This is a genomic window from Pseudomonas koreensis (assembly GCF_024169245.1).
GTDB lineage: Bacteria > Pseudomonadota > Gammaproteobacteria > Pseudomonadales > Pseudomonadaceae > Aquipseudomonas > Aquipseudomonas koreensis_F.
Map to the genome: position 1 here is coordinate 3,064,690 of NZ_JALJWP010000001.1, position 24,287 is coordinate 3,088,976.

The window sequence follows — 24,287 nt, forward strand, 5'->3', positions numbered from 1 at the left end:
AAGGCATGACCCTCTGCCAGCTCGCGATGATGAGCGGCAACCGTGATGGAAACAGTATGAACTGGACCTGGTTTCACAAGCTCGGCTCGCCCAAGTGGTTCTACGGCATCAGCGGCAAGTTCCTGCCGTGGCTGAGCATCGCAGCGTTGCTGCTGATCGGCGTTGGTGTGGTCTGGGGGCTGGCGTTCGCGCCGCCGGATTACCAGCAAGGCAACAGCTTTCGCATCATCTATATCCACGTACCCGCCGCGATGCTCGCCCAGTCGATCTACGTGATGCTCGCGGTGTGCGGCGTGGTCGGGCTGGTGTGGAAGATGAAACTGGCCGACGTCGCTCTGCAATGCGCCGCGCCGATCGGTGCGTGGATGACCGCCGTGGCGCTGGTCACCGGGGCGATCTGGGGCAAGCCGACCTGGGGCTCGTGGTGGGTCTGGGACGCGCGCCTGACTTCGATGCTGATTCTGCTGTTTCTGTATTTCGGCGTGATCGCGCTGGGCAATGCCATCAGCAACCGCGACAGCGCCGCCAAGGCCTGCGCGGTGCTGGCGATCGTTGGCGTGATCAACATTCCGATCATCAAATACTCGGTGGAGTGGTGGAACACCCTGCACCAGGGCGCGACGTTCACCCTCACGGAAAAACCGGCGATGCCAGCGGAAATGTGGTTGCCGCTGCTGCTGACGGTGCTGGGTTTCTATTGCTTCTTCGGCGCTGTGCTGTTGCTGCGCATGCGTCTGGAAGTGCTCAAGCGCGAAGCTCGCGCCAGTTGGGTGAAAGCCGAAGTGCAGCAGAATCTGGAGGCGGCGCGATGAGTTTTGCTTCATTCGGCGACTTCCTCGCCATGGGCCATCACGGCCTGTATGTCTGGTCGGCCTACGGCATCTGTCTGGCGGTGCTGGCCCTCAACGTGGTGGCGCCGATTGCGGCGCGCAAGCGTTATCTGCAACAAGAGGCGCGTCGTCTGCGCCGGGAGAACGGCCAGTGAATGCGCTGCGCAAAAAACGTCTGATCATCATTCTGGCCATCCTGGTCGGGGTCGGCGCCGCTGTCGGCCTGGCCCTGAGCGCGCTGCAGGAAAACATCAATCTGTTTTACACGCCGACGCAGATCGCCAACGGTGAGGCGCCGCAGGACACGCGCATCCGGGCCGGCGGCATGGTCGAGGCCGGTTCGCTGCAACGATCAAAGGATTCGCTGGACGTCAGATTCGTCGTCACCGATTTCAACAAATCCGTGACCATCGCTTACCGCGGCATCCTTCCGGATCTGTTCCGCGAAGGGCAGGGCATCGTTGCTCTGGGCAAGCTCAACGCCGATGGCGTGGTGGTCGCCGATGAAGTGCTGGCCAAGCACGACGAGAAGTACATGCCGCCGGAAGTGACCAAAGCGTTGAAGGACAGCGGTCAATCCGCGCCAACGCCTGTGAAGGAGGGTTGATCGATGGCAGCCGCACTGTTTATTCCTGAGCTGGGCCATCTGGCGATGATCCTCGCCCTGTGTTTTGCGCTGGTGCAAGCGGTGGTGCCATTGGTCGGTGCCTGGCGCGGCGACCGTTTCTGGATGAGTCTGGCCCAGCCCGCAGCATGGGGACAGTTCGCGTTTTTGCTGTTTGCGTTCGGCATTCTGACCTATGCCTTCATGGTCGACGATTTCTCCGTCGCCTATGTCGCAAACAACTCCAATACCGCCTTGCCGTGGTACTACAAGTTCAGCGCGGTGTGGGGCGCCCACGAAGGTTCGCTGCTGCTGTGGGCGCTGATTCTCGGTGGCTGGACCTTCGCCGTGTCGGTGTTCTCACGGCAGTTGCCGCAAGTCATGCTCGCCCGGGTACTGGCGGTGATGGGCATGATCAGCACCGGTTTCCTGCTGTTCCTGATCCTCACGTCCAACCCGTTCAAACGCATCCTGCCGCAGATGCCGAGCAATGGCGCTGACCTCAATCCACTTTTGCAAGACATCGGCCTGATCGTTCACCCGCCGATGTTGTACATGGGCTACGTCGGCTTTTCGGTGGCGTTTGCCTTCGCCATCGCAGCGTTGATGGGCGGTCGTCTCGATGCGGCGTGGGCGCGCTGGTCGCGGCCATGGACCATCGTCGCCTGGGCGTTCCTCGGCATCGGTATCACCCTTGGTTCGTGGTGGGCGTATTACGAACTCGGCTGGGGCGGCTGGTGGTTCTGGGATCCGGTGGAAAACGCCTCGTTCATGCCATGGCTGGTCGGCACCGCGTTGATTCATTCGCTGGCGGTCACCGAGAAGCGCGGCGTGTTCAAGAGCTGGACGGTGTTGCTGGCGATCGCCGCGTTCTCCCTGAGCCTGCTCGGCACTTTCCTTGTGCGTTCGGGCGTGCTGACCTCGGTGCACGCGTTTGCCTCGGATCCGGAGCGCGGCGTGTTCATCCTGATTTTCCTGCTGTTCGTGGTGGGCGGTTCGCTGACCCTTTTCGCCCTGCGCGCGCCAGTGGTGAAAAGTCAGGTCGGCTTCAACCTGTGGTCACGTGAAACCTTGCTGCTGGGCAACAACCTGGTGTTGGTCGTCGCGGCGTCGATGATTCTGCTCGGCACTTTGTATCCGCTGATTCTCGATGCCATCAGCGGCGCCAAGCTGTCGGTCGGCCCGCCGTACTTCAATGCGTTGTTCATCCCGTTGATGGCGTTGCTGATGCTGGTGATGGCGATCGGTGTGATCGTGCGCTGGAAAGATACGCCGGTGAAATGGCTGGCGAGCATGCTCACCCCGGTACTGCTCGGCAGCGTCGCATTGGCCGTGGTGGCCGGCGTGGCGTACGGCGATTTCAACTGGGCCGTTATCGCGACTTTCCTGCTCGCCGCGTGGGTGTTGCTTGCCGGCCTGCGCGACCTGTTCGACAAAACCCGCCATAAAGGTCTGATCAAAGGTTTGCCGACGCTGACCCGCAGCTATTGGGGCATGCAGATCGCTCACCTGGGCATCGCCGTGTGCGCGCTGGGGGTGGTGTTGTCGAGCCAGAACAGTGCCGAACGCGACCTGCGTCTGGCGCCGGGCGAGTCGATGAACCTGGCCGGCTATCAGTTCGTCTTCGAAGGCGCCAAACACTTCGAGGGGCCGAATTTCACCTCGGACAAAGGCACCATCCGCGTCATTCGCGACGGCCAGGAGATCAGCGTGCTGCACCCGGAAAAACGTCTGTACACGGTGCAGAACTCGGTGATGACCGAAGCCGGCATCGATGCCGGTTTCACCCGCGATCTCTACGTCGCCCTTGGCGAGCCGCTGGATAACGGCGCCTGGGCCGTGCGCGTACACGTCAAACCGTTTGTGCGCTGGATCTGGTTCGGCGGCTTGCTCACCGGTTTCGGTGGATTGTTGGCCGCACTGGATCGGCGTTATCGGGTCAAGGTGAAAAGCAAAGTGCGCGAAGCGCTGGGCATGACGGGAGCCGCGGCATGAGGCGTTGGTTGATGTTGTTGCCGCTGGCGATTTTCCTGCTGGTGGCGGTGTTTCTTTATCGCGGTTTGTACCTGGATCCGGCGGAGCTGCCGTCGGCGATGATCAACAAGCCGTTCCCGGAGTTTTCCCTGCCCAGCGTGCAGGGTGACAAGACGCTGACCAAGGCCGACATTCTCGGCAAACCGGCACTGGTCAACGTCTGGGGCACCTGGTGCATTTCCTGCCGGGTCGAGCACCCGGTGCTGAACAAACTCGCCGAGCGCGGCGTGGTGATCTACGGCATCAACTACAAGGACACCAACGCCGACGCGTTGAAGTGGCTGGCCGAGTTCCACAATCCGTACGCGCTGGATATTCGTGATGACGAAGGCTCGCTGGGCCTCAATCTCGGGGTGTACGGCGCGCCGGAAACGTTCTTCATCGACGCCAAGGGCATCATCCGCGACAAGTTCGTCGGGGTGATCGATGAGCAGGTCTGGCGCGAGAAACTCGCGGCCAAATATCAGGCGCTGGTCGATGAGGCCCAGCCATGAAGCGTTTTCTCGCAGCAGTGGTGTTGGGCTTGAGTCTGGCCGGTGTCGCCCACGCGGCTATCGACACCTACGAGTTTGCCAACGAGGGCGACCGCGAGCGTTTCCGCGAACTGACCAAGGAACTGCGCTGCCCCAAATGCCAGAACCAGGACATCGCCGACTCCAACGCGCCGATCGCCGCCGACCTGCGCAAGGAGATTTTCCGCATGCTCGGCGAGGGCAAGGACAATCAGCAGATCATCGACTTCATGGTCGATCGCTACGGTGATTTCGTCCGTTACAAACCGGCGCTCAATGCGAAGACCGCGCTGCTGTGGTTCGGCCCGGCCGGGCTGCTGCTCGGTGGTTTCGTAGTGATCGCACTGATCGTGCGCAGGCGTCGCGGGCAACGTGCCGAAACCCCGTCATCGCTGTCTGCCGAAGAACGTCAGCGCCTCGACCAACTGTTGGATAAAAACCAAGAATGATTGATTTCTGGCTTGCCGCAGGGCTGTTGCTTCTGGTCGCCCTGAGTTTTCTGCTGATCCCGGTGCTGCGCGAACGCCGCGCCCAGCGTGAAGAAGATCGCACCGCGCTGAACGTCGCGCTGTATCAGGAGCGGGTTGCCGAGCTGCAAGCGCAGCAGGCCGAAGGCGTGCTCGACGCCGCGCAACTGGACAGCGGCCGCGCGGAAGCTGCGCGTGAACTGCTCGCTGATACCGAAGGCGTCACCGCACCGCGTGTCTCGCGCCTGGGCAAGCCATTGCCGCTGCTGGCCGCTGTGTTGGTGCCGGTGCTGGGCCTTGGTCTGTACCTGCATTTCGGCGCCGCCGACAAGGTCGAACTGACCCGCGAATTCGCCCAGGCTCCGCAGTCGATGGAAGAGATGACCCAGCGTCTGGAGCGTGCAGTCGCCGCACAACCGGATTCCGCCGAAGGTCTGTATTTCCTCGGCCGTACCTACATGGCTCAGGATCGCCCAGCGGACGCGGCGAAGATGTTCGAGCGCGCCGCGAACCTCGCCGGTCGCCCGCCGGAACTGCTCGGCCAGTGGGCGCAGGCGCAGTATTTTGCTGACGGTAAAAAGTGGTCGGAGAAGATTCAGAACCTGACCGACGAAGCGCTGAAGGGCGATCCGAAAGAAGTCACCAGCCTCGGCCTGCTCGGCATCGCCGCGTTCGAAGGCGAGCGGTATCAAGAAGCAATCGACTACTGGAATCGCCTGCTCGCGCAACTGCCTCCGGAAGACAACTCGCGCGCTGCGCTGCAAGGCGGAATCGAGCGTGCCGCCGAACGCCTGAAGGCCAGCGGTGGCAAAGTTGCCCAAGTACCGGCGCCGAAAGCTGCGTTGCTGAAAGTCAGCGTTGATCTGGCCAGCGAACTCAAGAGCAAGGTGCAGCCGGGCGACAGCGTGTTCATCTTCGCCCGCGCCACCTCAGGCCCACCGGCGCCGCTGGCGGCCAAACGCCTCACCGTCGCCGACCTGCCAGTGACCGTCGAACTGGGCGACGCCGACGCAATGATGCCGCAGTTGAAACTGTCCAACTTCCCTGAAGTCCAACTGGTTGCGCGCATCTCACGGGCCGGTCAACCGACGGCCGGTGAGTGGATCGGTCGCAGCGGCCCAGTGGCCAGCAGCACCACCGCGCCACAAAAACTGACTATCGATAGCCCGGACCAGTAACCGGACCCAACAGGAAAGCACCGCCATGCACACCATCGCCCGCATCACAGTCCTCACACTGGCCCTGGGCTTGAGTGCATGTGCGGTACAACGCCCTGAACCGACCACCAGCCTGCCGCCGATCCCGCCCTCGCAACCGAGCCCGACCCCGTCGACCTCGCCGAGCCCCGGCAAGAGCATCCCGGCAAAACCGTCGAAACCGGTGCCACGCACGTCGGCCAGCTTCGCCCCACCACCGGGCGGCAACAGCCACTGGGACCAGAAACTCGGCGTCTATGTCCTCGACGACCAGACCAACACCTTCTACCGCCAGCGCACCTACTACCGCTGGAACAACGGCTGGAGCCGCTCGGTCAGCCCCAACGGCCCGTGGGAAGACACCAACATCCACGGCGTCCCGCCGGGGTTGGGCAAGAAGTTCGGACAGTAAGAGAAACGGCGATCCTGGGATCGCCGTTTTTTTGCCGTTTGAATCACACCTTGTAAAACAACCCACCATCACCCCGTCGCATTCTGTGCTTGAGTAAAGATAACTCTAGAGTTATTTTTAGGGGGCCAGGCCAAGGAGGCGGTTGTGCAGAGCAGTCTATTGATGAAGGAGCTGGAGGAGGCTGGCTGGACGTTGGATCGGGTTGCCGGCAGTCATCACATTTTCACTCATCCTTACAACCCGAACACGATTGCCGTCCCGCATCCGAAAATGGATTTTCCACTGGGGACAGTCAAAAGCATCAGGCGGCGTGCGGGGTTGTTCAGCCCGCCTACCCGCCATGAAGGAGATCCGTAATGCAATATCCCATCTGCATCGAGTGGGGTGACGAGAACACTGCCATCGGTATTCAGATCCCCGATATTCCCGGCGCAGTCACGGCCGGGGACTGCTTCGAGGAGGCCTACAACGCAGCCGTGGAAGTGGCTCACCTCATGCTGCAAGAGATTGCAGCGGCCGGTCAGGCGATTCCGATGCCGACCTCGGCAGCGGCGCATCGCAATCATCCGGATTTTGCCGAGATGGGCTGGGGCATGCTGGAGCTGGATATCTCGCCGTACCTGGGCAAGACCGAAAAGGTCAACGTTACGCTGCCCGGCTATGTGATTCAGCGTATTGATCGCTATGTACGCGAGCATAACGTCAAAAGCCGCTCCTCGTTTCTGGCGGATGCGGCGATGGAGAAACTGGTTCGGTATTGAAGGTACGTCCAATTGTGGGAGCGAGCCTGCTCGCGAAAGCGGTGTGTCAGTCGGTGCAAACATGATCTGAACTGACGCCTTCGCGAGCAGGCTCGCTCCCACACTGGTTTTGTGTATTGCAGTGATTCGAAGGTCACCCAAAACCTGTGGGAGCGAGCTTGCTCGCGAAGCTTTTGAAGCCTTAAGCGGTGGCCAATGAAGCGCGTCGTGAAGTGCTCAAAAACCGCAACAACGCCAGCAACGGAAAGACGCTGCCGACAATCACGATCCACAACCAGCCGCCATGCTCGTACACCGCGCTGGCTACCGACGAGCCGAAGGCGCCGCCGATGAAGATGCTGGTCATGTACAGCGCGTTCAAACGGCCGCGACTTTTCGCGTCCAGCGAGTACACCGCGCGTTGGCCGAGGACCATGTTCATCTGCACGCAGAAGTCGAGCACCACGCCGGTCACGGCCAGGCCGATGACGCTGTAGGCCGGGTGAATGAAGGCGGGCAGGAAGCTCAGGCTGGCGAAGAGCATGGCCAGCAGCGAGGCGATGCGCGTGTGGCCGGCATCGGCGAGGCGACCGCTGATTGGCGCGGCGATGGCACCGATGGCGCCGACCAAGGCGAAAATCGCGATTTCGCTTTGCGACAGGCCATGGTTGCGCGCCAGTTCCAGCGGCACGGCGGTCCAGAACAGGCTGAACGTGGCAAACATGCAGCCCTGATAAAACGCCCGCTGACGCAGCACCGGTTGCTGGCGCAGCAGCGTCCACAACGAGCCGATCAACTGGCCATAGGTGGCGCTGTGATCGGGCTGGCGCTTGGGTACGGTCAGTGCGAGCACCACGCTGATTGCCGCCATCAACGCTGCGGCGATCATGAACATGGCGCGCCAGCCGAGGTGGTCGGCGACCACGCTCGACACCGGTCGCGCCAACAGAATACCCAGCAGCAGACCGCCCATGATCCCGCCGACCACGCGGCCACGGGACTCTTCCGGCGCCAGATGCGCGGCCAGCGGGATCAGGATCTGCACCGACACCGAGCTGAAGCCGACCAACAAGGAGATAAGCAGAAATACGTTGGGCTGCTCGGTAAACGCTGCGCCGAGCAGACTGGCGATCGCCACGACCGTGGTGATGATCATCAGCCGCCGGTTCTCCAGCAGATCCCCCAGCGGCACCAGAAAGAACAGGCCCAACGCGTAACCGATCTGGGTCAGCGAGACGATGAAGCTGGCCATGGTGTCGGACAGGCCGATGTCCGGCGCAATCAGGCCGATGATCGGTTGGGCATAGTAAATGTTGGCAACGATGGCGCCGCAGCAGAACGCGAACAGCAGGACCATGCCTCGGGTCATTGCGTGAGGTGTGGTGGTCATAGAGGATCTCGGGTCGGGCACAGGAAAGCGGGGAGGCTAATGGACAACGGGGACGGGCAGAAGACGTTTTCGGATGATAACTGTTATTACGTTGTGTAATGAATTCTGGATGGTTACGGGGGAAGGCTGGATGTGTTTGTTCATTCAACAAAAGCCCCTCACCCTAGCCCTCTCCCGGGGGGAGAGGGGACTGATTGGGGGATGCTTGGGAGGTACGCCGACCTGATGGTTATTCGCTGAATCCGCAACGGTCGAATCCAAAAATTATCTTCTCGATCCATATTCCACTCGGTCCTTCAGGTCGATGTCTGACGTAAGTCACCTCGGTCGGCCCCCTCTCCCTCTGGGAGAGGGCTGGGGTGAGGGGCTTCTGGCTCAACAAAAAGGCGACCTCAGCGGGTCGCCTTTTTGTTTTTCAGATCAAGCCTTACTGCCCGCTATAAATCTGATCAAACACCCCACCATCATTGAAGTGAGTCTTTTGCACGGTGCGCCAGTCACCAAACGTCTTCTCCACCGAAAGGAAATCGACTTTCGGGAAACGGTCGGTGTACTTCGCCAGCACCGCCGGGTCACGCGGACGCAGGTAGTTGGCCGCCGCAATTTCCTGGCCTTCCGGCGACCACAGGTACTTCAGATACTCATCCGCCGCAGCGCGCGAGCCTTTCTTGTCGACAACTTTGTCGACCACGGACACCGGTGGCTCCGCTTCGGCGGAGACGCTTGGGTAGATGACTTCGAACTGATCGCGGCCGAACTCGCGGGCGATCATTTCCGCTTCGTTTTCGAAGGTCACCAGCACGTCGCCGATCTGGTTGGTCATGAACGTGGTGGTGGCGGCGCGGCCACCGGTATCCAGTACTGGTGCCTGCTTGAACAGCTTGCCGACGAAGTCCTTGGCCTTGTTCTCGTCACCGCCATTCTTCAGCACATAACCCCAGGCCGAGAGGTAGGTGTAGCGGCCGTTACCCGAGGTTTTCGGATTGGGGACGATCACCTGTACGCCGTCCTTGAGCAGGTCCGGCCAGTCTTTCAGCGCTTTCGGGTTGCCCTTGCGAACAATGAACACCGTCGCCGAGGTGAACGGTGCGCTGTTGTTCGGCAGGCGCGTGACCCAATTGTCCGGCACCAGTTTGCCGTTGTCGGCGAGGGCGTTGATGTCGGTGGCCATGTTCATGGTGATGACGTCAGCCGGCAGGCCATCGATCACCGAGCGCGCCTGCTTGCTCGAGCCACCGAAGGACATCTGTACGGTGATGTTTTCCTTGTGCTCGGCTTGCCAGTGTTTCTGGAACGCAGTGTTGTAGTCCTTGTAGAAATCGCGCATCACGTCGTAGGAAACGTTAAGCAGCGTCGGTGCTGCCTGGGCGATGTTGGCCAAGGTCAGGCCGGCGGCGAGAAGTGAGGCGCCAAAGAGTTTTTTCACTGCGCATTCCTTGTTGATTGTCGGTGTAGGAGCTGCCGAAGGCTGCGAGCTTTTGATCTTGAAAACAAAGTCAAAAGATCGCAGCCTTCGGCAGCTCCTACAGGGGGTGATGTTTAATTGCCACTGACTATAACGGGCGACGCATAAGCGCTTAAAGATTAAAAAGCTCTGTGCTTATTCCACTTTCTTGAACAGCTGACTGCCACATCGCGAACAGAACGCTGCGCTCTGCTCGTGGGTCTTTTTCTGGCACCCCGGGCAGTCATGTTGCAGCTGCTCGCCGCGCATGGCATTGGCCAGCTCAGCGGTGAAAATCCCCGTGGGCACGGCGATGATCGAGTAACCGGTGATCATCACCAGCGAGGAGATCACTTGGCCCAGCGGCGTCTTCGGCACGATGTCGCCGAAACCGACGGTGGTCAAGGTGACGATCGCCCAATAGATGCCTTTGGGAATGCTGGTGAAGCCATGCTCCGGGCCTTCAATCACATACATCAGCGTGCCGAACACCGTCACCAGCGTGCATACGCTGACCAGAAACACGACGATTTTCTGCTTGCTGCCGCGCAGCGCCGACATCAGATAGTTGGCCTGCTTCAGATACGGGCTGAGCTTGAGCACGCGGAAAATCCGCAGCATCCGAATGATGCGGATGATCAGCAGATACTGCGCATCGCTGTAATACAGCGCGAGGATGCCGGGCACGATCGCCAGCAGGTCGACCAATCCATAAAAGCTGAAGGCATAGCGCAGCGGCTTCGGCGAGCAGTACAGACGCAGGATGTACTCGCCGAGGAAAATCGCCGTGAAACCCCACTCTATATAGGCCAGCACGTCGGCGTAATTGCGGTGAATGCTGTCGATACTGTCGAGCATCACGATCACCAGGCTGGCGAGGATGATCAACAGCAGAATGCCGTCGAAGCGACGCCCGGCCGGGGTGTCGCTCTGGAAAATCATGACGAAAAGCCGTTCGCGCCAATTGTTGCTGCTGTCCATGGATAACGCCTGAATCGAAGATCAGCGCAGCCTAGGGTGATTCTCCTCGTGAGCGCAAGACTCATGCGCAAGCGACGCCTTGCCGAGCATTTGAATGCCGGCACGAATCAGCCAGCAGGCGAGGATGAACGGCGCGGTCAGCGTCGCCAGTCCCGCAGCAGCAAACAGCGGCGTCACCAACAGCGCCAGGACAATCCCGAGCAGCGGCAGCCACGGATGTTGCCGTTGCGCGCTGAAGGCGAGGGCGGCGAGCACGGCGTTGTAGCCGCCGAGCCCGAGCAGTGCGGCGGACGTTTCGTGATGCAGCAGACTGGAGCCGAGGCCGATCGCCGACGCCAGCAGCGCCCAGCAGAAAGCGCGGCGATCGGCGAGCAGCAAACCGCTGGCGATCAACGCCCCGGCCAACGGATGGTCAAGGAACATCACCTGGCCAAAGCCGCGCAGTTCAGCGGCGAGCACATTCGCCGTATTCAGATCGATCGACGCCGCCGAGGCGGACGGTTCGGCGAATATCAGCAGCACCCAACTGATCGCTACGAAAGGCGACGTGTAGGCGGGTATGGAACGGCTGCGATAGACATGCTTGAGCCATTGCTGAGTGAGCATAGCGCTCAAACCGCCAGCCGCGAGAATCAGCGGCGGTAGTAGCGGCGACCAGGGGAAATACAGGCTCAGCAGCAGACCGAGCAAAACGCCGTTGTAGCTGAACAGCCCGGCCTGGCGATCGGCCTTGGCGTAGTTGCGCCGCTGCGCGGTGAGCAGACCGGCTACGCCACCGAGCAGCGCCCCGGCGAACAGCACCGGCGCCGTCAGCAGAATCGCCAACAGACACAGCAGGCCGCACAGCGGATGGCGCTGGAAGAAAATCTGACTGAAACCGTTGAGCAAAGCCTCGGCCCAGTCGGGGCAGTGGGTGTTGAAATGATTGGCGGGCATGGCAGTTCTGAAAGTCAGGGAAAACCGAGGCGCCTGCTTCGCGAGCAGGCTCGCTCCCACATGGATCTGCGTCCAGTCTCGGTTCTGTGATCGACACAGAACCAATGTGGGAGCGAGCCTGCTCGCGAAGAGGCCGGTACAAGCGCTAAATCAACGTCTCAATGCGCAGCGAATTGGTCGACCCCGGCTGCCCAAACGGCACGCCCGCGGTGATCAGCAACGTGTCGCCACGCTCGGCCATGCCTTGCGCCTGAGCAATCTCCAGCGCAGTCGAGCAGACTTCGTCGACCTGCCGCAGGCGATCGTTGACCACCGAATGAATGCCCCACGCCACGCTCAAGCGCCGCGCCGTCTGCAGATTTGGCGTCAGGTTGAGGATCGGTGCTTTCGGCCGCTCCCGCGATGCACGCAGCGTCGAAGCGCCCGACTCGCTGTAATTGACCAGCACCGCCACCGGCAGCACGTTGCTGATCCGGCGGATCGCGCAGCTGATCGCATCGGAAACGGTCGCCTCGGCTTTCGGCCGACTAACGTCGAGCTGAGTCTGATAATCCGGACCGTTCTCAACCTGACGGATGATCTTGCTCATCATCTGCACGGCTTCCAGCGGATATTCCCCGGATGCAGTTTCCGCCGAGAGCATCACCGCATCGGCGCCTTCGGCCACGGCGTTGGCGACGTCAGTCACCTCGGCACGGGTTGGGGCAGGGGAGAAGCGCATCGACTCGAGCATCTGTGTCGCCACCACCACCGGTTTGCCCAGTGCGCGGCAGGTGGTGATGATGTTTTTCTGAATCTGCGGCACGCTTTCCGCCGGCACTTCCACGCCAAGGTCCCCGCGCGCGACCATGATTGCGTCGCTCAGCTCAGCGATTTCACGCAATTGCTCGACCGCCGAAGGCTTCTCGATTTTTGCCATCAGAAACGCCTTGTCGCCGATCAATGCGCGGGCTTCGACGATGTCTTGCGGACGCTGCACGAACGACAGCGCGACCCAGTCCACGCCCAGCTCCAGACCGAAGCTCAGGTCGCGGCGATCCTTGGCGGTCAGCGGGCTGAGGTCGAGCACCGCTTGCGGCACATTCACACCTTTGCGATCGGACAATTCGCCGCCGTTGAGCACCGTGGTGTCGATTGCATCGGCGTACTTGGTGACCACGCGCAGGCGCAGTTTGCCGTCGTCGAGCAGCAGATCCATGCCGGCTTCCAGCGCGGCAATGATCTCCGGATGCGGCAGATTCACCCGGCGTTCATCGCCCGGTGCCGTATCAAGATCCAAGCGGAACGCCTGACCGCGATGCAACTGAACCTTGCCGTCAGCGAACTTGCCGACACGCAGTTTCGGCCCTTGCAGATCCATGAGAATGCCCAGCGGGTAGTTGAGCTGGCGCTCGACTTCGCGGATCCATTGATAGCGCTTGGCGTGGTCGGCGTGATCGCCGTGGCTGAAGTTCAGGCGGAAGATGTTGACCCCGGCCTCGACCAGCTCGCGAATGTCGTCGATGCCATCGACCGCAGGGCCGAGGGTGGCGAGGATTTTGACCTTTTTATCAGGCGTCATGATTTGCAGTTCTCAAGGATCAGAATGGCGCGGAAGTCGTTGACGTTGGTGCGGGTCGGCTCGGTGACGATCAGCGCATCGAGCGCCTGGAAGTAGCCGTAGCCGTTGTTGTTATCCAGCTCGTCGCTGGCGCTCAAGCCGAGGGCGGCGGCGCGGGCGTAGCTGTCCGGGGTCATGATCGCGCCGGCGTTGTCTTCCGAGCCGTCGATGCCGTCGGTGTCACCGGCCAAGGCGTAGACGCCGGGCTGGCCCTTGAGGCTGTCGGTCAGGCTCAAGAGGAATTCGGCATTACGGCCGCCACGGCCATTGCCGCGCACGGTCACCGTGGTTTCGCCGCCGGAGAGAATCACGCACGGCGCCGCCAGTGGCTGGCCGTGGTGGATGATCTGCCGGGCGATGCCAGCGTGGACTTTCGCCACTTCACGGGACTCGCCTTCGAGGTCGCCGAGAATCAATGTGCTGAAACCGGCCTGACGGCATTTCACCGCCGCCGCATCCAATGATTGCTGTGGCCGCGCGATCAACTGGAAATGGCTGCGTGCCAGGCTCGGGTCGCCGGGTTTGACGGTTTCCGATTCCGGACTCTGCAGCCATGCGCGCACGGAGGCGGGGATGTCGATGCCGTAGCGCTTGATGATCGCCAGCGCTTCAGCGGAAGTGCTCGGGTCGGCCACGGTGGGGCCAGAAGCGATGACCGTGGCGAGGTCGCCCGGTACATCGGAAATCGCATAGGTATAAACCGTCGCCGGCCAGCAGGCCTTGCCGAGGCGGCCGCCCTTGATCGCCGAGAGGTGCTTGCGCACGCAGTTCATCTCGCCGATGGTTGCGCCGGATTTCAGCAGGGCTTTGTTGATCGACTGTTTGTCAGCGAGGGTAATGCCTTCGGCCGGCAGGGCGAGCAGGGCAGAGCCGCCGCCGGAGAGCAGAAAGATCACGCGGTCGTCTTCGCGGAGGTTGCTGACCAGTTCCAGCACGCGTTTGGCCACGGCCAGACCCGCCGCGTCCGGCACCGGATGCGCGGCTTCGACCACTTCGATTTTTTCGCACGGGGCGCCGTGACCGTAGCGGGTCACCACCAGGCCGGTGACTTCACCCTCCCAGCAACACTCGACCACTTGCGCCATGGCGGCAGCGGCTTTGCCGGCACCGATGACGATCACCCGACCGCTGCGGTCGGCAGGCAGATGGGCTTCGAGGACTTGGTTCGGATGCGCCGCGTCGATGGCTGTGGCAAACAGCTCGCGCAGCAGTTGTTGCGGATCGACCGACATGGCGGGCTCCCGGAATTCTTGTTATTCGAAAGGGCGACTCAGATCCATTGTGGGAGCGAGCCTGCTCGCGAACGCGGTATGTCAGCCAACTTGGATGTTGAATGTGAAGCCGCTTTCGCGAGCAGGCTCGCTCCCAAAGGGTTTTGTGCAGGCTTTATTTATTGTCGCGAATCGAGAAATTGGCCATGTGTTCCAGGCCCTTGATCAGCGCCGAGTGGTCCCAGTTGCTGCCGCCGATGGCTGCGCAGGTGCTGAACACTTGTTGGGCGTTCGCGGTGTTCGGCAGGTTGATGTTCAGCTCCTTGGCGCCTTGCAGGGCCAGGTTCAGGTCCTTCTGGTGCAGGCTGATGCGGAAGCCCGGGTCGAAGGTGCCTTTGATCATGCGCTCGCCGTGCACTTCGAGAATCTTCGAGGAAGCGAAACCACCCATCAGGGCTTCACGTACCTTGGCCGGATCGGCACCGTTCTTCGAGGCGAACAGCAGCGCTTCGGCAACGGCCTGGATGTTCAGCGCCACGATGATCTGATTCGCAACCTTGGCGGTCTGACCATCGCCATTGCCGCCGACCAGGGTGATGTTCTTGCCCATGGCCTGGAACAGCGGCAGGGCGCGTTCGAAGGCATCGGCGTCGCCGCCGACCATGATGCTCAGGGTCGCGGCCTTGGCGCCGACTTCACCGCCGGACACTGGCGCGTCGAGGTACTGCGCGCTTTTTTCGTTGATCTTCGCCGCGAAGGCTTTGGTGGCGGTCGGCGAAATCGAGCTCATGTCGATGACCACTTTGCCCTTGCCGATCCCGGCCGCAACGCCGTCGGCGCGGAACAGCACGTCGTCGACCTGCGGGGTGTCCGGAACCATGACGATGATGAATTCGGCTTCCTGCGCCACTTCGCGCGGGTTGGCCAGAGCAACGGCGCCAGCGGCGACCAGATCAGCCGGGGCAGCGTCGTGGTGTTGCGACAGGAACAGGCTGTGACCGGCTTTCTGCAGGTTCGCCGCCATTGGGTGGCCCATGATGCCGGTGCCGATGAATCCGATTTTAGCCATGAGAAAATCCTCTTGTTTTTATAAACAGCCGTAGGAGCTGCCGCAGGCTGCGATCTTTTGATTTTGCTTTTGCTTTTGAAGGTCAAGATCAAAAGATCGCAGCCTTCGGCAGCTCCTACAGGGGTCACGTGTTGGTCAGATTGCGTTGTGCGACTTCAGCCAGCCCAGGCCCGCTTCGGTGGTGGTCAACGGCTTGTACTCGCAACCGACCCAACCCTGATAACCGATGCGGTCGAGGTGTTCGAACAGGAAGCGGTAGTTGATCTCACCGGTGCCGGGTTCGTTGCGCCCCGGGTTGTCCGCGAGCTGCACATGGTTGATCTCGGCCAGGTGCGATTGCAGGGTGCGGGCCAGATCGCCTTCCATGATCTGCATGTGATAGATGTCGTATTGCAGGAATAGATTGGCGCTGCCGACCTGCTCGCGAATCGACAGGGCTTGCGCGGTGTTGTTCAGGTAGAAACCGGGAATGTCGCGGGTGTTGATCGCTTCCATCACCAGTTTGATACCCGCCGCTTGCAGCTTGTCGGCAGCGTATTTGAGGTTGGCGACGAAGGTCTTTTCCACGGTGGCATCGTCAACGCCTTGCGGGCGGATGCCGGCCAGGCAGTTGACCTGGGTGTTGCCCAGCACTTGCGCATAGGCAATCGCCAGATCGACGCCAGCGCGGAATTCTTCGACCCGATCCGGCAGGCAGGCGATACCGCGCTCGCCCTTGGCCCAGTCACCGGCCGGCAGGTTGAACAGCACTTGGCTCAGACCGTTGGCCTCGAGTTTTGCCTTGATTTCAGCCGAGCTGAAATCGTACGGGAACAGATATTCCACGCCACTGAAACCGGCCTTGGCGGCGGCGTCGAAACGGGCAAGGAAGTCCTGTTCGGTGAACAGCATGGACAGGTTGGCTGCGAAACGCGGCATGGTGGTCTCCCGTAAATCTTGTGAGGTCCCCTGTGGGAGCGAGCCTGCTCGCGAAAGCGGTCTGTCAGCCAACATACGTGTTGGATATGAAGCAGTCTTCGCGAGCAGGCTCGCTCCCACAGGGAGAGCAGTCAGCAGTTAATCAAGCAGCGAAATCGCCGTTGGCGCGTCGTTGCCGACCAGTGCCAGGTCTTCGAATTCGTTGACCGCGTTGATCTCGGTACCCATGGAGATGTTGGTCACACGCTCCAGAATGATTTCGACGATCACCGGCACTTTGAACTCTTCGATCATCTGTTCGGCCTTGCGCAGGGCAGGGGCGATTTCCGACGGCTCGAACACACGTAGCGCTTTACAGCCGAGGCCTTCGGCGACTGCGATGTGGTCAACCCCGTAACCGTTGAGTTCCGGCGCATTCAGGTTATCGAAGGACAACTGCACGCAGTAGTCCATTTCGAACCCGCGCTGGGCCTGACGGATCAGGCCCAGGTACGAGTTGTTCACCACGACGTGGATGTACGGCAGTTTGAACTGAGCGCCGACCGCCAGTTCTTCGATCATGAACTGGAAATCATAGTCCCCCGACAGGGCCACGACTTTCCGGCTCGGATCGGCCTTGACCACGCCCAGCGCTGCCGGAATGGTCCAGCCCAACGGGCCGGCCTGGCCACAGTTGATCCAGTGACGCGGCTTGTAGACGTGCAGGAACTGCGCGCCGGCAATCTGCGACAGACCGATGGTGCTGACGTAGCAGGTGTCCTTGCCGAACACCTGGTTCATTTCTTCGTAAACGCGCTGCGGCTTGACCGGCACGTTGTCGAAGTGGGTCTTGCGATGCAGGCTGGCCTTGCGCTGCTGGCAATCCTGCAGCCAGGCACTGCGGTTCTTCAGCTTGCCGGCGGCTTGCCATTCACGCGCCACTTCGATGAACACGGTCAGCGCTGCGGCGGCGTCGGAAACGATGCCCAGATCCGGCGTGAACACACGACCGATCTGCGTGCCTTCGATGTCGACGTGAATGAACTTGCGGCCTTCGGTGTAAACGTCAACCGACCCGGTGTGGCGGTTGGCCCAACGGTTGCCGATGCCCAGCACCACGTCGGATTTCAGCATCGTCGCGTTGCCGTAACGGTGCGACGTCTGCAGACCGACCATGCCGACCATCAGCGGGTGATCGTCAGGGATGGTGCCCCAGCCCATCAGGGTCGGGATGACCGGGATGCCGGTCAGTTCGGCGAACTCGACCAGCAGATCGCTGGCGTCGGCGTTGATGATGCCGCCGCCGGCAACCAACAGTGGACGCTCGGCCTGATCCAGCAATGCCAAAGCCTTCTCGACCTGCACGCGGGTAGCGGTCGGTTTGGCCAGTGGCAGCGGTTGGTAGGCGTCGATGTCGAATTCGATCTCGGCCATCTGCACGTCGAACGGCAGGTCGATCAGTACCGGGCCTGGACGGCCGGAGCGCATTTCATAGAAGGCTTTCTGGAACGCGTAAGGCACCTGGCCCGGTTCGAGCACCGTGGTCGCCCACTTGGTGACTGGCTTGACGATGCTGGTGATGTCGACAGCCTGGAAGTCTTCCTTGTGCATCCGGGCGCGGGGTGCTTGCCCGGTGATGCAGAGGATTGGAATCGAGTCGGCCGAGGCGCTGTAGAGCCCGGTGACCATGTCGGTACCGGCCGGGCCGGACGTGCCGATGCACACGCCGATATTGCCAGCCTTGGTGCGGGTGTAGCCCTCGGCCATGTGCGAGGCGCCTTCAACGTGGCGAGCAAGGACGTGATCGATGCCACCTACCTTCTGCAAGGCGGAGTACAGCGGGTTGATCGCTGCGCCCGGGATGCCAAAAGCGGTATCAACCCCTTCGCGGCGCATCACCAGAACGGCGGCTTCGATTGCTCTCATTTTGCTCATGGTTTTGTGCCTCTTTACGTTTTGTAATTGTATACAAGTGGCTTTGCGCAGAGTGTATTCACGGCGGACGGCGCAGGTCAATCCATTTTCTCAAGCGTCTGTTTCATTCGTCGGAAGCCTTTTGTGCTGTGGCTTTTCGTCGCATGTGGCGCTTTTCGAGAATTATTGTATACAAAAAAATAACTCATTGTGTTCTATTTGTGGCATCGGGCTGTGGCACAAACGCGCAGTCCCACGACTTTCCCTATAACAAAATGAGGACGGCACCATGAGCGCTTTAACCTTGAAAGTCGCAGTCAACCTGGTCAGCGAAGCCATCAGTGCAGGGCGCGGCATCAACGCCGCACCGCTGACCATCGCGGTACTCGACACCGGCGGCCACCTGATCGCCCTGCAACGCGAAGACGGCGCCAGCCTGCTGCGCCCGAACATCGCCATCGGCAAAGCCTGGGGCGCCATCGCTCTGGGCAAAGGCTCACGCCTGCTCGCCCAGGACGCCCAACAACGCCCGGCCTTTTTTGCTTCGTTGAGCAGCATGGGGCACGGCAGCGTCGTGCCCGCACCGGGTGGTGTGTTGATTCGGAATCAGGCTGGGGTGGTGTTGGGGGCTATCGGGATCAGCGGGGATTTGTCGGATGTGGATGAGCAGGTGGCGATCAAGGCGGTGGAGGCGCTGGATCTGAGGGCGGATGGGGGGGTGATTGCTTGAATTTGCGGTGATTGAGCTATCGCCATCGCGAGCAGGCTCACTCCTACAGTGAACTTGGGTTAGACATACAAAATGTTCGAGTGTCCGAAAGCCCCTGTGGGAGCGAGCTTGCTCGCGAAGGCGATTTAAGAGACATATTTAGCCAACGTCTGTCCGCCTCCTGTCTGTGCTTTGGATCTAATCTTTCAGGTGTTCTCATGAAAGGGGCAAAGGAATGCCAAAACTATCAGCCTCGCATCGCCTGCGCATTGGCCGTTACGACGAACCTAACCGCTTATATCTACTGACCGCCAACACACTTCATCGCGAACCTGTTTTCCGCGATTTTGCATTAGGTAAGTTAGTCGGTGACCAATTTCGAAACGCCGAGGAGCTGGGGTTTGCCGACTCGTTGGCATGGGTGGTTATGCCCGACCACTTTCACTGGTTGATCGATTTGAAGCAGGGTTCCTTGAGTGAACTGATGCAAAGGACAAAGTCCTTAAGCGCGCGTGCTGTGAACACGGCTGCGGGTAGAAAAGGCACCCTCTGGCAGCATGGGTTTCACGATCGCGCACTGCGGCGGGAAGATGATTTGGTAAAAATGGCTCGATACGTTGTGGCTAACCCGTTGCGGGCAGGTTTAGTGCAAAGGATTAGCGACTATCCGCTGTGGCATGCGATCTGGGCTGATAGGCAGACCGAGTCGCTCCATTCGCGAGCAAGCTCGCTCCCACAGGTGATTTGAGAGCACCAAATATCCACTATAGGAGTGAGCCTGCTCGCGATTGCGTCGCTGCGGTCTTTCAGTCCGGCTCACACCCTTTTAAAACCAACCGGATAATCGTCTGCGCCGCCGCTTCATAATCGGCTTCGTCGAGCTTGTCTTTCCCCGTCACCGCAGAAATCTGCCAGTCGAAATCGGCGTAGGTCTGGGTCGCGGCCCAGATGCTGAACATCAGGTGGTTGGGATCGATCGGGGCGATCTGGCCGCGGTCGATCCAGCTCTGGATGCAGGCGATGTTGTGCTTGGCCTGGGCGTTGAGCTGTTCGACCAGGTCGGCGCTCAGGTGCGGGGCGCCGTGCATGATTTCGCTGGCGAACACCTTGGAGGCGTAGGGCAGGTCGCGGGAGATGCGGATCTTCGAACGGATGTAGCCGCTCAGCACCTCGCTCGGCACACCGTCCGGGTTGAACGGGGTCGAGGCCTGCAGAATCGGCTCGATGATGCTTTCCAGCACCTCGCGGTAGAGGTTTTCCTTGGATTTGAAGTAGTAGTAGACGTTGGGCTTGGGCAATCCCGCCTTGGCGGCGATGTCGCTGGTTTTGGTCGCCGCAAAGCCCTTGTCGGCAAACTCTTCGCTGGCGGCGCGCAGGATCAGTTCTTTGTTACGCTCGCGGATTGTGCTCATAAACCCGGTGGTTCCTTGCCTGTTCTGGCGGTGGCGCATGGTAGCACCGGCCTTGAGCGACGCTCAACAATGCAGCCTGTGGCCGGCGGTCGCGTTATGCTTGGCAACATTCATACACAGAAGGAAACAGGATTCATGGCAGGAAGCAGTTTGCTGGTGCTGATCGATGACATCGCCACCGTTCTGGATGACGTTGCATTGATGACGAAAATGGCCGCCAAGAAGACTGCCGGCGTGCTCGGGGACGACTTGGCGCTCAACGCACAGCAGGTCTCGGGCGTGCGCGCCGAGCGGGAAATTCCCGTGGTCTGGGCGGTGGCGAAGGGCTCGTTCGTCAATAAACTGATTTTGGTGCCGTCGGCGCTGGCGATCAGCGCCTTCGTGCCGTGGCTGGTGACGCCGCTGTTGATGGTCGGCGGTGCGTACCTGTGCTTCGAGGGTTTCGAAAAGCTCGCGCACAAGTTCCTGCACAGCAAAGAGGAGGACGAAGCCGGCCATGCACAGCTGACCGAGGCTGTCGCCGACCCGGCTACCGATCTGGTGGCGTACGAGAAGGACAAGATCAAAGGCGCGATCCGCACTGACTTCATTCTCTCGGCAGAAATCATCGCCATCACCCTTGGCACCGTGGCGGATGCCTCGCTGACTCAGCAAGTGGTCGTCATGTCCGGCATCGCCATTGTCATGACCGTCGGCGTTTACGGTTTGGTGGCGGGCATTGTCAAACTCGACGACCTGGGGCTGTGGCTGACGCAGAAACCCGGGCAGATGGCGAAAAAGATCGGCGGCGGCATTCTCAGTGCCGCGCCGTACATGATGAAAACCCTGTCGGTGGTCGGCACGGCGGCGATGTTCCTGGTCGGCGGCGGCATCCTCACCCATGGCGTGCCGGTGCTGCATCACTGGATCGAAGGTGTTGGCGCAGCGGCGGGCAGCGCCGGGTTTGCCGTGCCGATGCTGCTCAATGGTGTCGCGGGGATTATTGCCGGCGCAGCGGTGTTGGCGGTGGTGATTGTCGTGGGCAAGCTCTGGCGCGCAATCAAAGGCTGAACGCAGTCCCCCCTGTAGGAGTGAGCCTGCTCGCGATAGCGGTTTGTCAGCCAGACAGGTGGTGACTGGTACACCGCTATCGCGAGCAGGCTCACTCCTACAATTTGATCTGTGTGATGCCATGAAAAAGGGCCATTCGACTCGCATCGAATGGCCCATTTTTTTGCCCGCCGAAATTACTCGGCGATCTGCAACTTGCGCGCTTCGGTGTACACGTAACGCACTTTCTCGTACTCGAACGGCGAGTTCATCTGACCGTAGCGGAAGCTGGTCTGGTAGCGCTTGTCGATCGCACGCAGTGCCCAGACTTCCGGATGGTTGGAGCTGACTTCCGCGACATTGAGGAAGTTGATCGCGGTGTCGGCGGTGTAATCCACGGCCAGACCTGCGGTGTCGCGAATGTTCGACGGGCCGAAGATCGGCAGTACGAAGTACGCGCCGCCCGGTACGCCATAGAAGCCCAGGGTCTGCCCGAAGTCTTCGTTCTGGCGTGGCAGGCCCATGGCGGTCGCCGGGTCCCACAGGCCGGCGATGCCGATCGTGGTGTTGAGCAGCAGCCGCGCGGTGGTTTCCATCGAGCGCTGGCCCTTGAACTGCAGCAGGCTGTTGACCAGGTTCGGCACGTCACCAATGTTGTTGAAGAAGTTGCTCACCCCGGTACGCACAAAGCTTGGCGTGATGTAGCGATAGCCATCGACCACCGGCAGGAACACCCACTGATCGAAACGGTAGTTGAAGTGGTAGACCCGGCGGTTCCACGATTCCAACGGGTCGTAGACGTTCAGCGCGTTGAGCGTCGAACGCTCGAATTCGCGCTGGTCCAGGCCCGGGTTGAACTTGAGTTTGGTCAGCGGTTCCTTGAAACCGTCGCTGTCGACCACCACCGGTGCGTCGGCTTTACTGTTGTCGGCCTGGGCCACGCCTGCACAGAGGAACGCTGCAATCAGCAGGAGATATTTAGCCACGGAAGAACTCCAGCATGGCGTCGCTGTTGACGCGGTAGTTAAGGTTGCCGCAGTGGCCGCCCAGTGGATAAACGGTCAGGCGATCACCGAAGGTTTTACGCAGGAAGCCCAGGTCGCCAGGGCCGAGGATCACGTCGTCGGCGTTATGCATCACGGCGATTTTCGGGCTGTCGTGCAGGTAATCCTTGAGCGCATACAGGCTGACCTGATCGATCAGTTGCAGCAGGCTGCCGCCGTCGGTGCGCGCGCGCCACATCGGAATAACCTGTTCGGTGATATAGCAGTCGAAATCGCATTGCAGCGCACGCTTGAGGAACGGCGTGAGGCTGGTGCCTTCGGTGATCGGGAATTTCGGCGGGGTGATCAGGCCGCGACGGTTGACCAGGTCCGAGGTGTAGGCAATGTCGGCCGCCGAGAAGCGGAACGAAGTACCGATCAGCATGGCCATCTGTTCGTTGGTCAGGTGCTGCTTGGATTGCTGGAAGTCATACAGCAGCGCATCGTTGAGGTCGATGTAGCCTTTCTGCTGGAAGTAGCGGGTCAGCTTGGTCAGTACCAGTTCATAGAACGTGGTGCTGTTGTTGATGCCCTTGACCTCGGTCTGTACCAGTTTGTCGAGGTTGGTCACCGAGGTGTACAGGTTGACCGGCGGGTTCAGCAGCAGGACTTTCTTGAAGTTGAAGCTGCGGCGGGTCTCGTCCAGATGCGCGACGAACGCGGCATCGAGGGCGCCGAGGCTGTAACCGGTCAGGTAATACTCGGTGACCGGCAGCTTCGGATTCTGTGCCCGCACTGCCTGCATCACGCGATACATGTCTTCGGCGTCTTCCTTGGTCACGCCCGGGGTGGCGAAACGCGAAGCGGCGCTGATGAAGTCGAAGCTGGTTGGCGAGGACAACTGCACGACGTGATAGCCGGCTTTGTAATACAACTTCTTCAGGTATTCGTTGAGCGTGCTGTCAAAGCGCGCGCCAGTGCCGGCGATCAGGAAGATCAGCGGCGCCGGTTTGTCCTGAGTGGCGATGCGATAAGTGAGCTTCTTCACCGCCCAGAAATTGTCCGGCAGTTCGAATTCACGCTCCGGGCGCAGGGTGAGGCTGCGGTCCGTTTGATTGATGTCGTCGTCCAGCGGCAACTCCGGACGCAGGTCCGGTGGTGTCGTGGCGATCGTCGCCTCGAACGGGTTGGTCAGCGGGTAGCCATAGCTGGCGGCGTCGATATCCACCGCCAGTGCGGACGCACTCAAGATAAGGCCGCTGAACAGCGCGGCGAAGCGCAAGGAACGGAGCATGACTAGATCCCTTAGAGGAAGGTGTCGATTGAAGTTCGCAGGCTATGACCACCGGCCACGCGCCAAAGTGCCATGCTGCGGCACCAAACAGGCGGAATTCGGGGTAATAGTAGCTGGACGATACACGTTGCAAGGGCTCGCTGAACAGTTAACAGTTGTTAGTGCTTGCGAATGCCGGTCGGCAGATTAAGCTGGCCGCCGATTTCCGCAGATTGGAGTGCTCCATGTCCCACCGCTTGCCCGTGATTGTGCTGCTCGTTTTGTTGCCGCTGTGGCTGGCCGCCAGTTATGCCGCGCGTTACGGCTTCATGGAAGACGGACAGTGGGTCGGCATCTGCGTTGACGAAGCCAGTCGCTGGGAATGCGTGGTGCGGTCGAACCTCGGGCTGATGATTCATTTCAAGGTGCTGGGCTGGGCGGCGCTGGGCGTTGCGCTGTTGGCTTTCGTGGTGCCGGGACGGGCAGGGTGGTGGCTGGCGGTGCTGGCGCTGGTATTCGGGCTGCCGGCGCTGGCGTTGTACAACACGACGTTGGCGGTGTTTGCGGTGGTGATTGCCGGGTTGCGCCTGGTCAGAGCGACTCGCAGCGCCTGACAATCAGTCTTCGCGAGCAACCTCGCTCCC

Annotated in this window: 26 protein-coding genes; 14 read left to right on the plus strand and 12 right to left on the minus strand. The window is 60.7% G+C overall.

Features of this window, described 5'->3' with window-relative positions:
- Positions 1-56 precede the first annotated feature (56 nt).
- From J2Y90_RS13765 to J2Y90_RS13810, 10 genes are all read left to right on the plus strand, one after another.
- Positions 57-812 carry a heme ABC transporter permease gene (locus tag J2Y90_RS13765; RefSeq protein ID WP_253500445.1) on the plus strand — a complete coding sequence of 252 codons (756 nt, stop codon included), beginning with the start codon at positions 57-59 and terminating at the stop codon, positions 810-812.
- Positions 809-985 carry a heme exporter protein CcmD gene (gene ccmD, locus J2Y90_RS13770; RefSeq protein WP_039763617.1) on the plus strand — a complete coding sequence of 59 codons (177 nt, stop codon included), beginning with the start codon at positions 809-811 and terminating at the stop codon, positions 983-985. Before J2Y90_RS13765 ends, ccmD begins: the two co-directional genes overlap by 4 nt.
- Positions 982-1,437 (plus strand): cytochrome c maturation protein CcmE, encoded by a 456-nt coding sequence (gene ccmE, locus J2Y90_RS13775; protein ID WP_123442833.1) that lies wholly within the window; start codon positions 982-984, stop codon positions 1,435-1,437. The genes ccmD and ccmE overlap by 4 nt, the downstream gene beginning before the upstream one ends.
- 3 nt (positions 1,438-1,440) lie before the next feature.
- On the plus strand, positions 1,441-3,429 hold the full coding sequence (locus J2Y90_RS13780) for a heme lyase CcmF/NrfE family subunit (RefSeq protein WP_253500447.1): 1,989 nt from the start codon (positions 1,441-1,443) through the stop codon (positions 3,427-3,429).
- Positions 3,426-3,962, plus strand: a complete 537-nt coding sequence (locus tag J2Y90_RS13785; RefSeq protein WP_186620275.1) for a DsbE family thiol:disulfide interchange protein — start codon at positions 3,426-3,428, stop codon at positions 3,960-3,962. The genes J2Y90_RS13780 and J2Y90_RS13785 overlap by 4 nt, the downstream gene beginning before the upstream one ends.
- Positions 3,959-4,429, plus strand: a complete 471-nt coding sequence (locus J2Y90_RS13790; protein WP_122747440.1) for a cytochrome c-type biogenesis protein — start codon at positions 3,959-3,961, stop codon at positions 4,427-4,429. Before J2Y90_RS13785 ends, J2Y90_RS13790 begins: the two co-directional genes overlap by 4 nt.
- On the plus strand, positions 4,426-5,625 hold the full coding sequence (gene ccmI / locus J2Y90_RS13795) for a c-type cytochrome biogenesis protein CcmI (RefSeq protein WP_253500450.1): 1,200 nt from the start codon (positions 4,426-4,428) through the stop codon (positions 5,623-5,625). Before J2Y90_RS13790 ends, ccmI begins: the two co-directional genes overlap by 4 nt.
- Before the next feature lie 25 nt (positions 5,626-5,650).
- Entirely contained in the window at positions 5,651-6,055 is a 405-nt protein-coding gene (locus J2Y90_RS13800) for a hypothetical protein (protein WP_253500452.1), read from the plus strand.
- A 144-nt stretch (positions 6,056-6,199) separates the two neighbouring features.
- Positions 6,200-6,412 carry a type II toxin-antitoxin system HicA family toxin gene (locus J2Y90_RS13805; protein ID WP_253500454.1) on the plus strand — a complete coding sequence of 71 codons (213 nt, stop codon included), beginning with the start codon at positions 6,200-6,202 and terminating at the stop codon, positions 6,410-6,412.
- The gene (locus J2Y90_RS13810; protein ID WP_253500456.1) at positions 6,412-6,816 is read left to right on the plus strand and encodes a type II toxin-antitoxin system HicB family antitoxin; all 405 of its coding nucleotides are present in this window, start codon (positions 6,412-6,414) and stop codon (positions 6,814-6,816) included. Before J2Y90_RS13805 ends, J2Y90_RS13810 begins: the two co-directional genes overlap by 1 nt.
- Before the next feature lie 181 nt (positions 6,817-6,997).
- Here J2Y90_RS13810 and J2Y90_RS13815 read toward each other — a convergent pair whose 3' ends face one another.
- The 9 genes from J2Y90_RS13815 to gcl form a co-directional block, all read right to left on the minus strand.
- Positions 6,998-8,185, minus strand: coding sequence for an MFS transporter (locus J2Y90_RS13815; protein ID WP_024012134.1), 1,188 nt, complete (start codon positions 8,183-8,185; stop codon positions 6,998-7,000).
- 427 nt (positions 8,186-8,612) lie between these two features.
- Positions 8,613-9,611 (minus strand): sulfate ABC transporter substrate-binding protein, encoded by a 999-nt coding sequence (locus tag J2Y90_RS13820; RefSeq protein ID WP_123420176.1) that lies wholly within the window; start codon positions 9,609-9,611, stop codon positions 8,613-8,615.
- A gap of 174 nt (positions 9,612-9,785) precedes the next feature.
- Complete coding sequence (locus tag J2Y90_RS13825; protein WP_253500459.1) at positions 9,786-10,610, minus strand: ion transporter; 825 nt, start codon at positions 10,608-10,610, stop codon at positions 9,786-9,788.
- Positions 10,611-10,631: 21 nt separating this feature from the next.
- Positions 10,632-11,546 carry an urea transporter gene (locus J2Y90_RS13830; RefSeq protein WP_253500460.1) on the minus strand — a complete coding sequence of 305 codons (915 nt, stop codon included), beginning with the start codon at positions 11,544-11,546 and terminating at the stop codon, positions 10,632-10,634.
- Between the two features lie 145 nt (positions 11,547-11,691).
- Positions 11,692-13,107 carry a pyruvate kinase gene (gene pyk / locus J2Y90_RS13835; RefSeq protein ID WP_253500461.1) on the minus strand — a complete coding sequence of 472 codons (1,416 nt, stop codon included), beginning with the start codon at positions 13,105-13,107 and terminating at the stop codon, positions 11,692-11,694.
- The gene (locus J2Y90_RS13840) at positions 13,104-14,378 is read right to left on the minus strand and encodes a glycerate kinase type-2 family protein (RefSeq protein ID WP_253500462.1); all 1,275 of its coding nucleotides are present in this window, start codon (positions 14,376-14,378) and stop codon (positions 13,104-13,106) included. The genes pyk and J2Y90_RS13840 overlap by 4 nt, the downstream gene beginning before the upstream one ends.
- Before the next feature lie 154 nt (positions 14,379-14,532).
- A complete protein-coding gene (locus tag J2Y90_RS13845; RefSeq protein ID WP_253500463.1) occupies positions 14,533-15,426 on the minus strand; it encodes a 2-hydroxy-3-oxopropionate reductase in 894 nt (297 codons plus the stop codon).
- A gap of 135 nt (positions 15,427-15,561) precedes the next feature.
- Positions 15,562-16,344: a hydroxypyruvate isomerase gene (hyi, locus tag J2Y90_RS13850; protein ID WP_253500464.1), complete on the minus strand. Its 783-nt coding sequence runs from the start codon at positions 16,342-16,344 to the stop codon at positions 15,562-15,564.
- Positions 16,345-16,482: 138 nt separating this feature from the next.
- A complete protein-coding gene (gene gcl / locus J2Y90_RS13855; protein WP_041479607.1) occupies positions 16,483-18,258 on the minus strand; it encodes a glyoxylate carboligase in 1,776 nt (591 codons plus the stop codon).
- Positions 18,259-18,526: 268 nt separating this feature from the next.
- On the opposite strand from gcl, the gene J2Y90_RS13860 reads away from it, so the two are divergent.
- The gene (locus J2Y90_RS13860) at positions 18,527-18,967 is read left to right on the plus strand and encodes a GlcG/HbpS family heme-binding protein (RefSeq protein WP_253500465.1); all 441 of its coding nucleotides are present in this window, start codon (positions 18,527-18,529) and stop codon (positions 18,965-18,967) included.
- 214 nt (positions 18,968-19,181) lie between these two features.
- A complete protein-coding gene (locus tag J2Y90_RS13865; protein ID WP_253500466.1) occupies positions 19,182-19,694 on the plus strand; it encodes an REP-associated tyrosine transposase in 513 nt (170 codons plus the stop codon).
- Positions 19,695-19,752: 58 nt separating this feature from the next.
- Here J2Y90_RS13865 and J2Y90_RS13870 read toward each other — a convergent pair whose 3' ends face one another.
- On the minus strand, positions 19,753-20,358 hold the full coding sequence (locus J2Y90_RS13870) for a TetR/AcrR family transcriptional regulator (RefSeq protein ID WP_042607576.1): 606 nt from the start codon (positions 20,356-20,358) through the stop codon (positions 19,753-19,755).
- Positions 20,359-20,493: 135 nt separating this feature from the next.
- Here J2Y90_RS13870 and J2Y90_RS13875 point away from each other — a divergent pair, with 135 nt between their 5' ends.
- On the plus strand, positions 20,494-21,408 hold the full coding sequence (locus J2Y90_RS13875; protein WP_253500467.1) for a DUF808 domain-containing protein: 915 nt from the start codon (positions 20,494-20,496) through the stop codon (positions 21,406-21,408).
- A gap of 176 nt (positions 21,409-21,584) precedes the next feature.
- Here J2Y90_RS13875 and J2Y90_RS13880 read toward each other — a convergent pair whose 3' ends face one another.
- Both J2Y90_RS13880 and J2Y90_RS13885 read right to left on the minus strand, forming a co-directional pair.
- Complete coding sequence (locus J2Y90_RS13880; RefSeq protein WP_024012144.1) at positions 21,585-22,373, minus strand: MlaA family lipoprotein; 789 nt, start codon at positions 22,371-22,373, stop codon at positions 21,585-21,587.
- On the minus strand, positions 22,366-23,664 hold the full coding sequence (locus tag J2Y90_RS13885) for a serine/threonine protein kinase (RefSeq protein ID WP_253500468.1): 1,299 nt from the start codon (positions 23,662-23,664) through the stop codon (positions 22,366-22,368). Before J2Y90_RS13885 ends, J2Y90_RS13880 begins: the two co-directional genes overlap by 8 nt.
- A gap of 224 nt (positions 23,665-23,888) precedes the next feature.
- On the opposite strand from J2Y90_RS13885, the gene J2Y90_RS13890 reads away from it, so the two are divergent.
- Positions 23,889-24,257 carry a hypothetical protein gene (locus tag J2Y90_RS13890; RefSeq protein ID WP_253500469.1) on the plus strand — a complete coding sequence of 123 codons (369 nt, stop codon included), beginning with the start codon at positions 23,889-23,891 and terminating at the stop codon, positions 24,255-24,257.
- Positions 24,258-24,287: the final 30 nt, after the last annotated feature.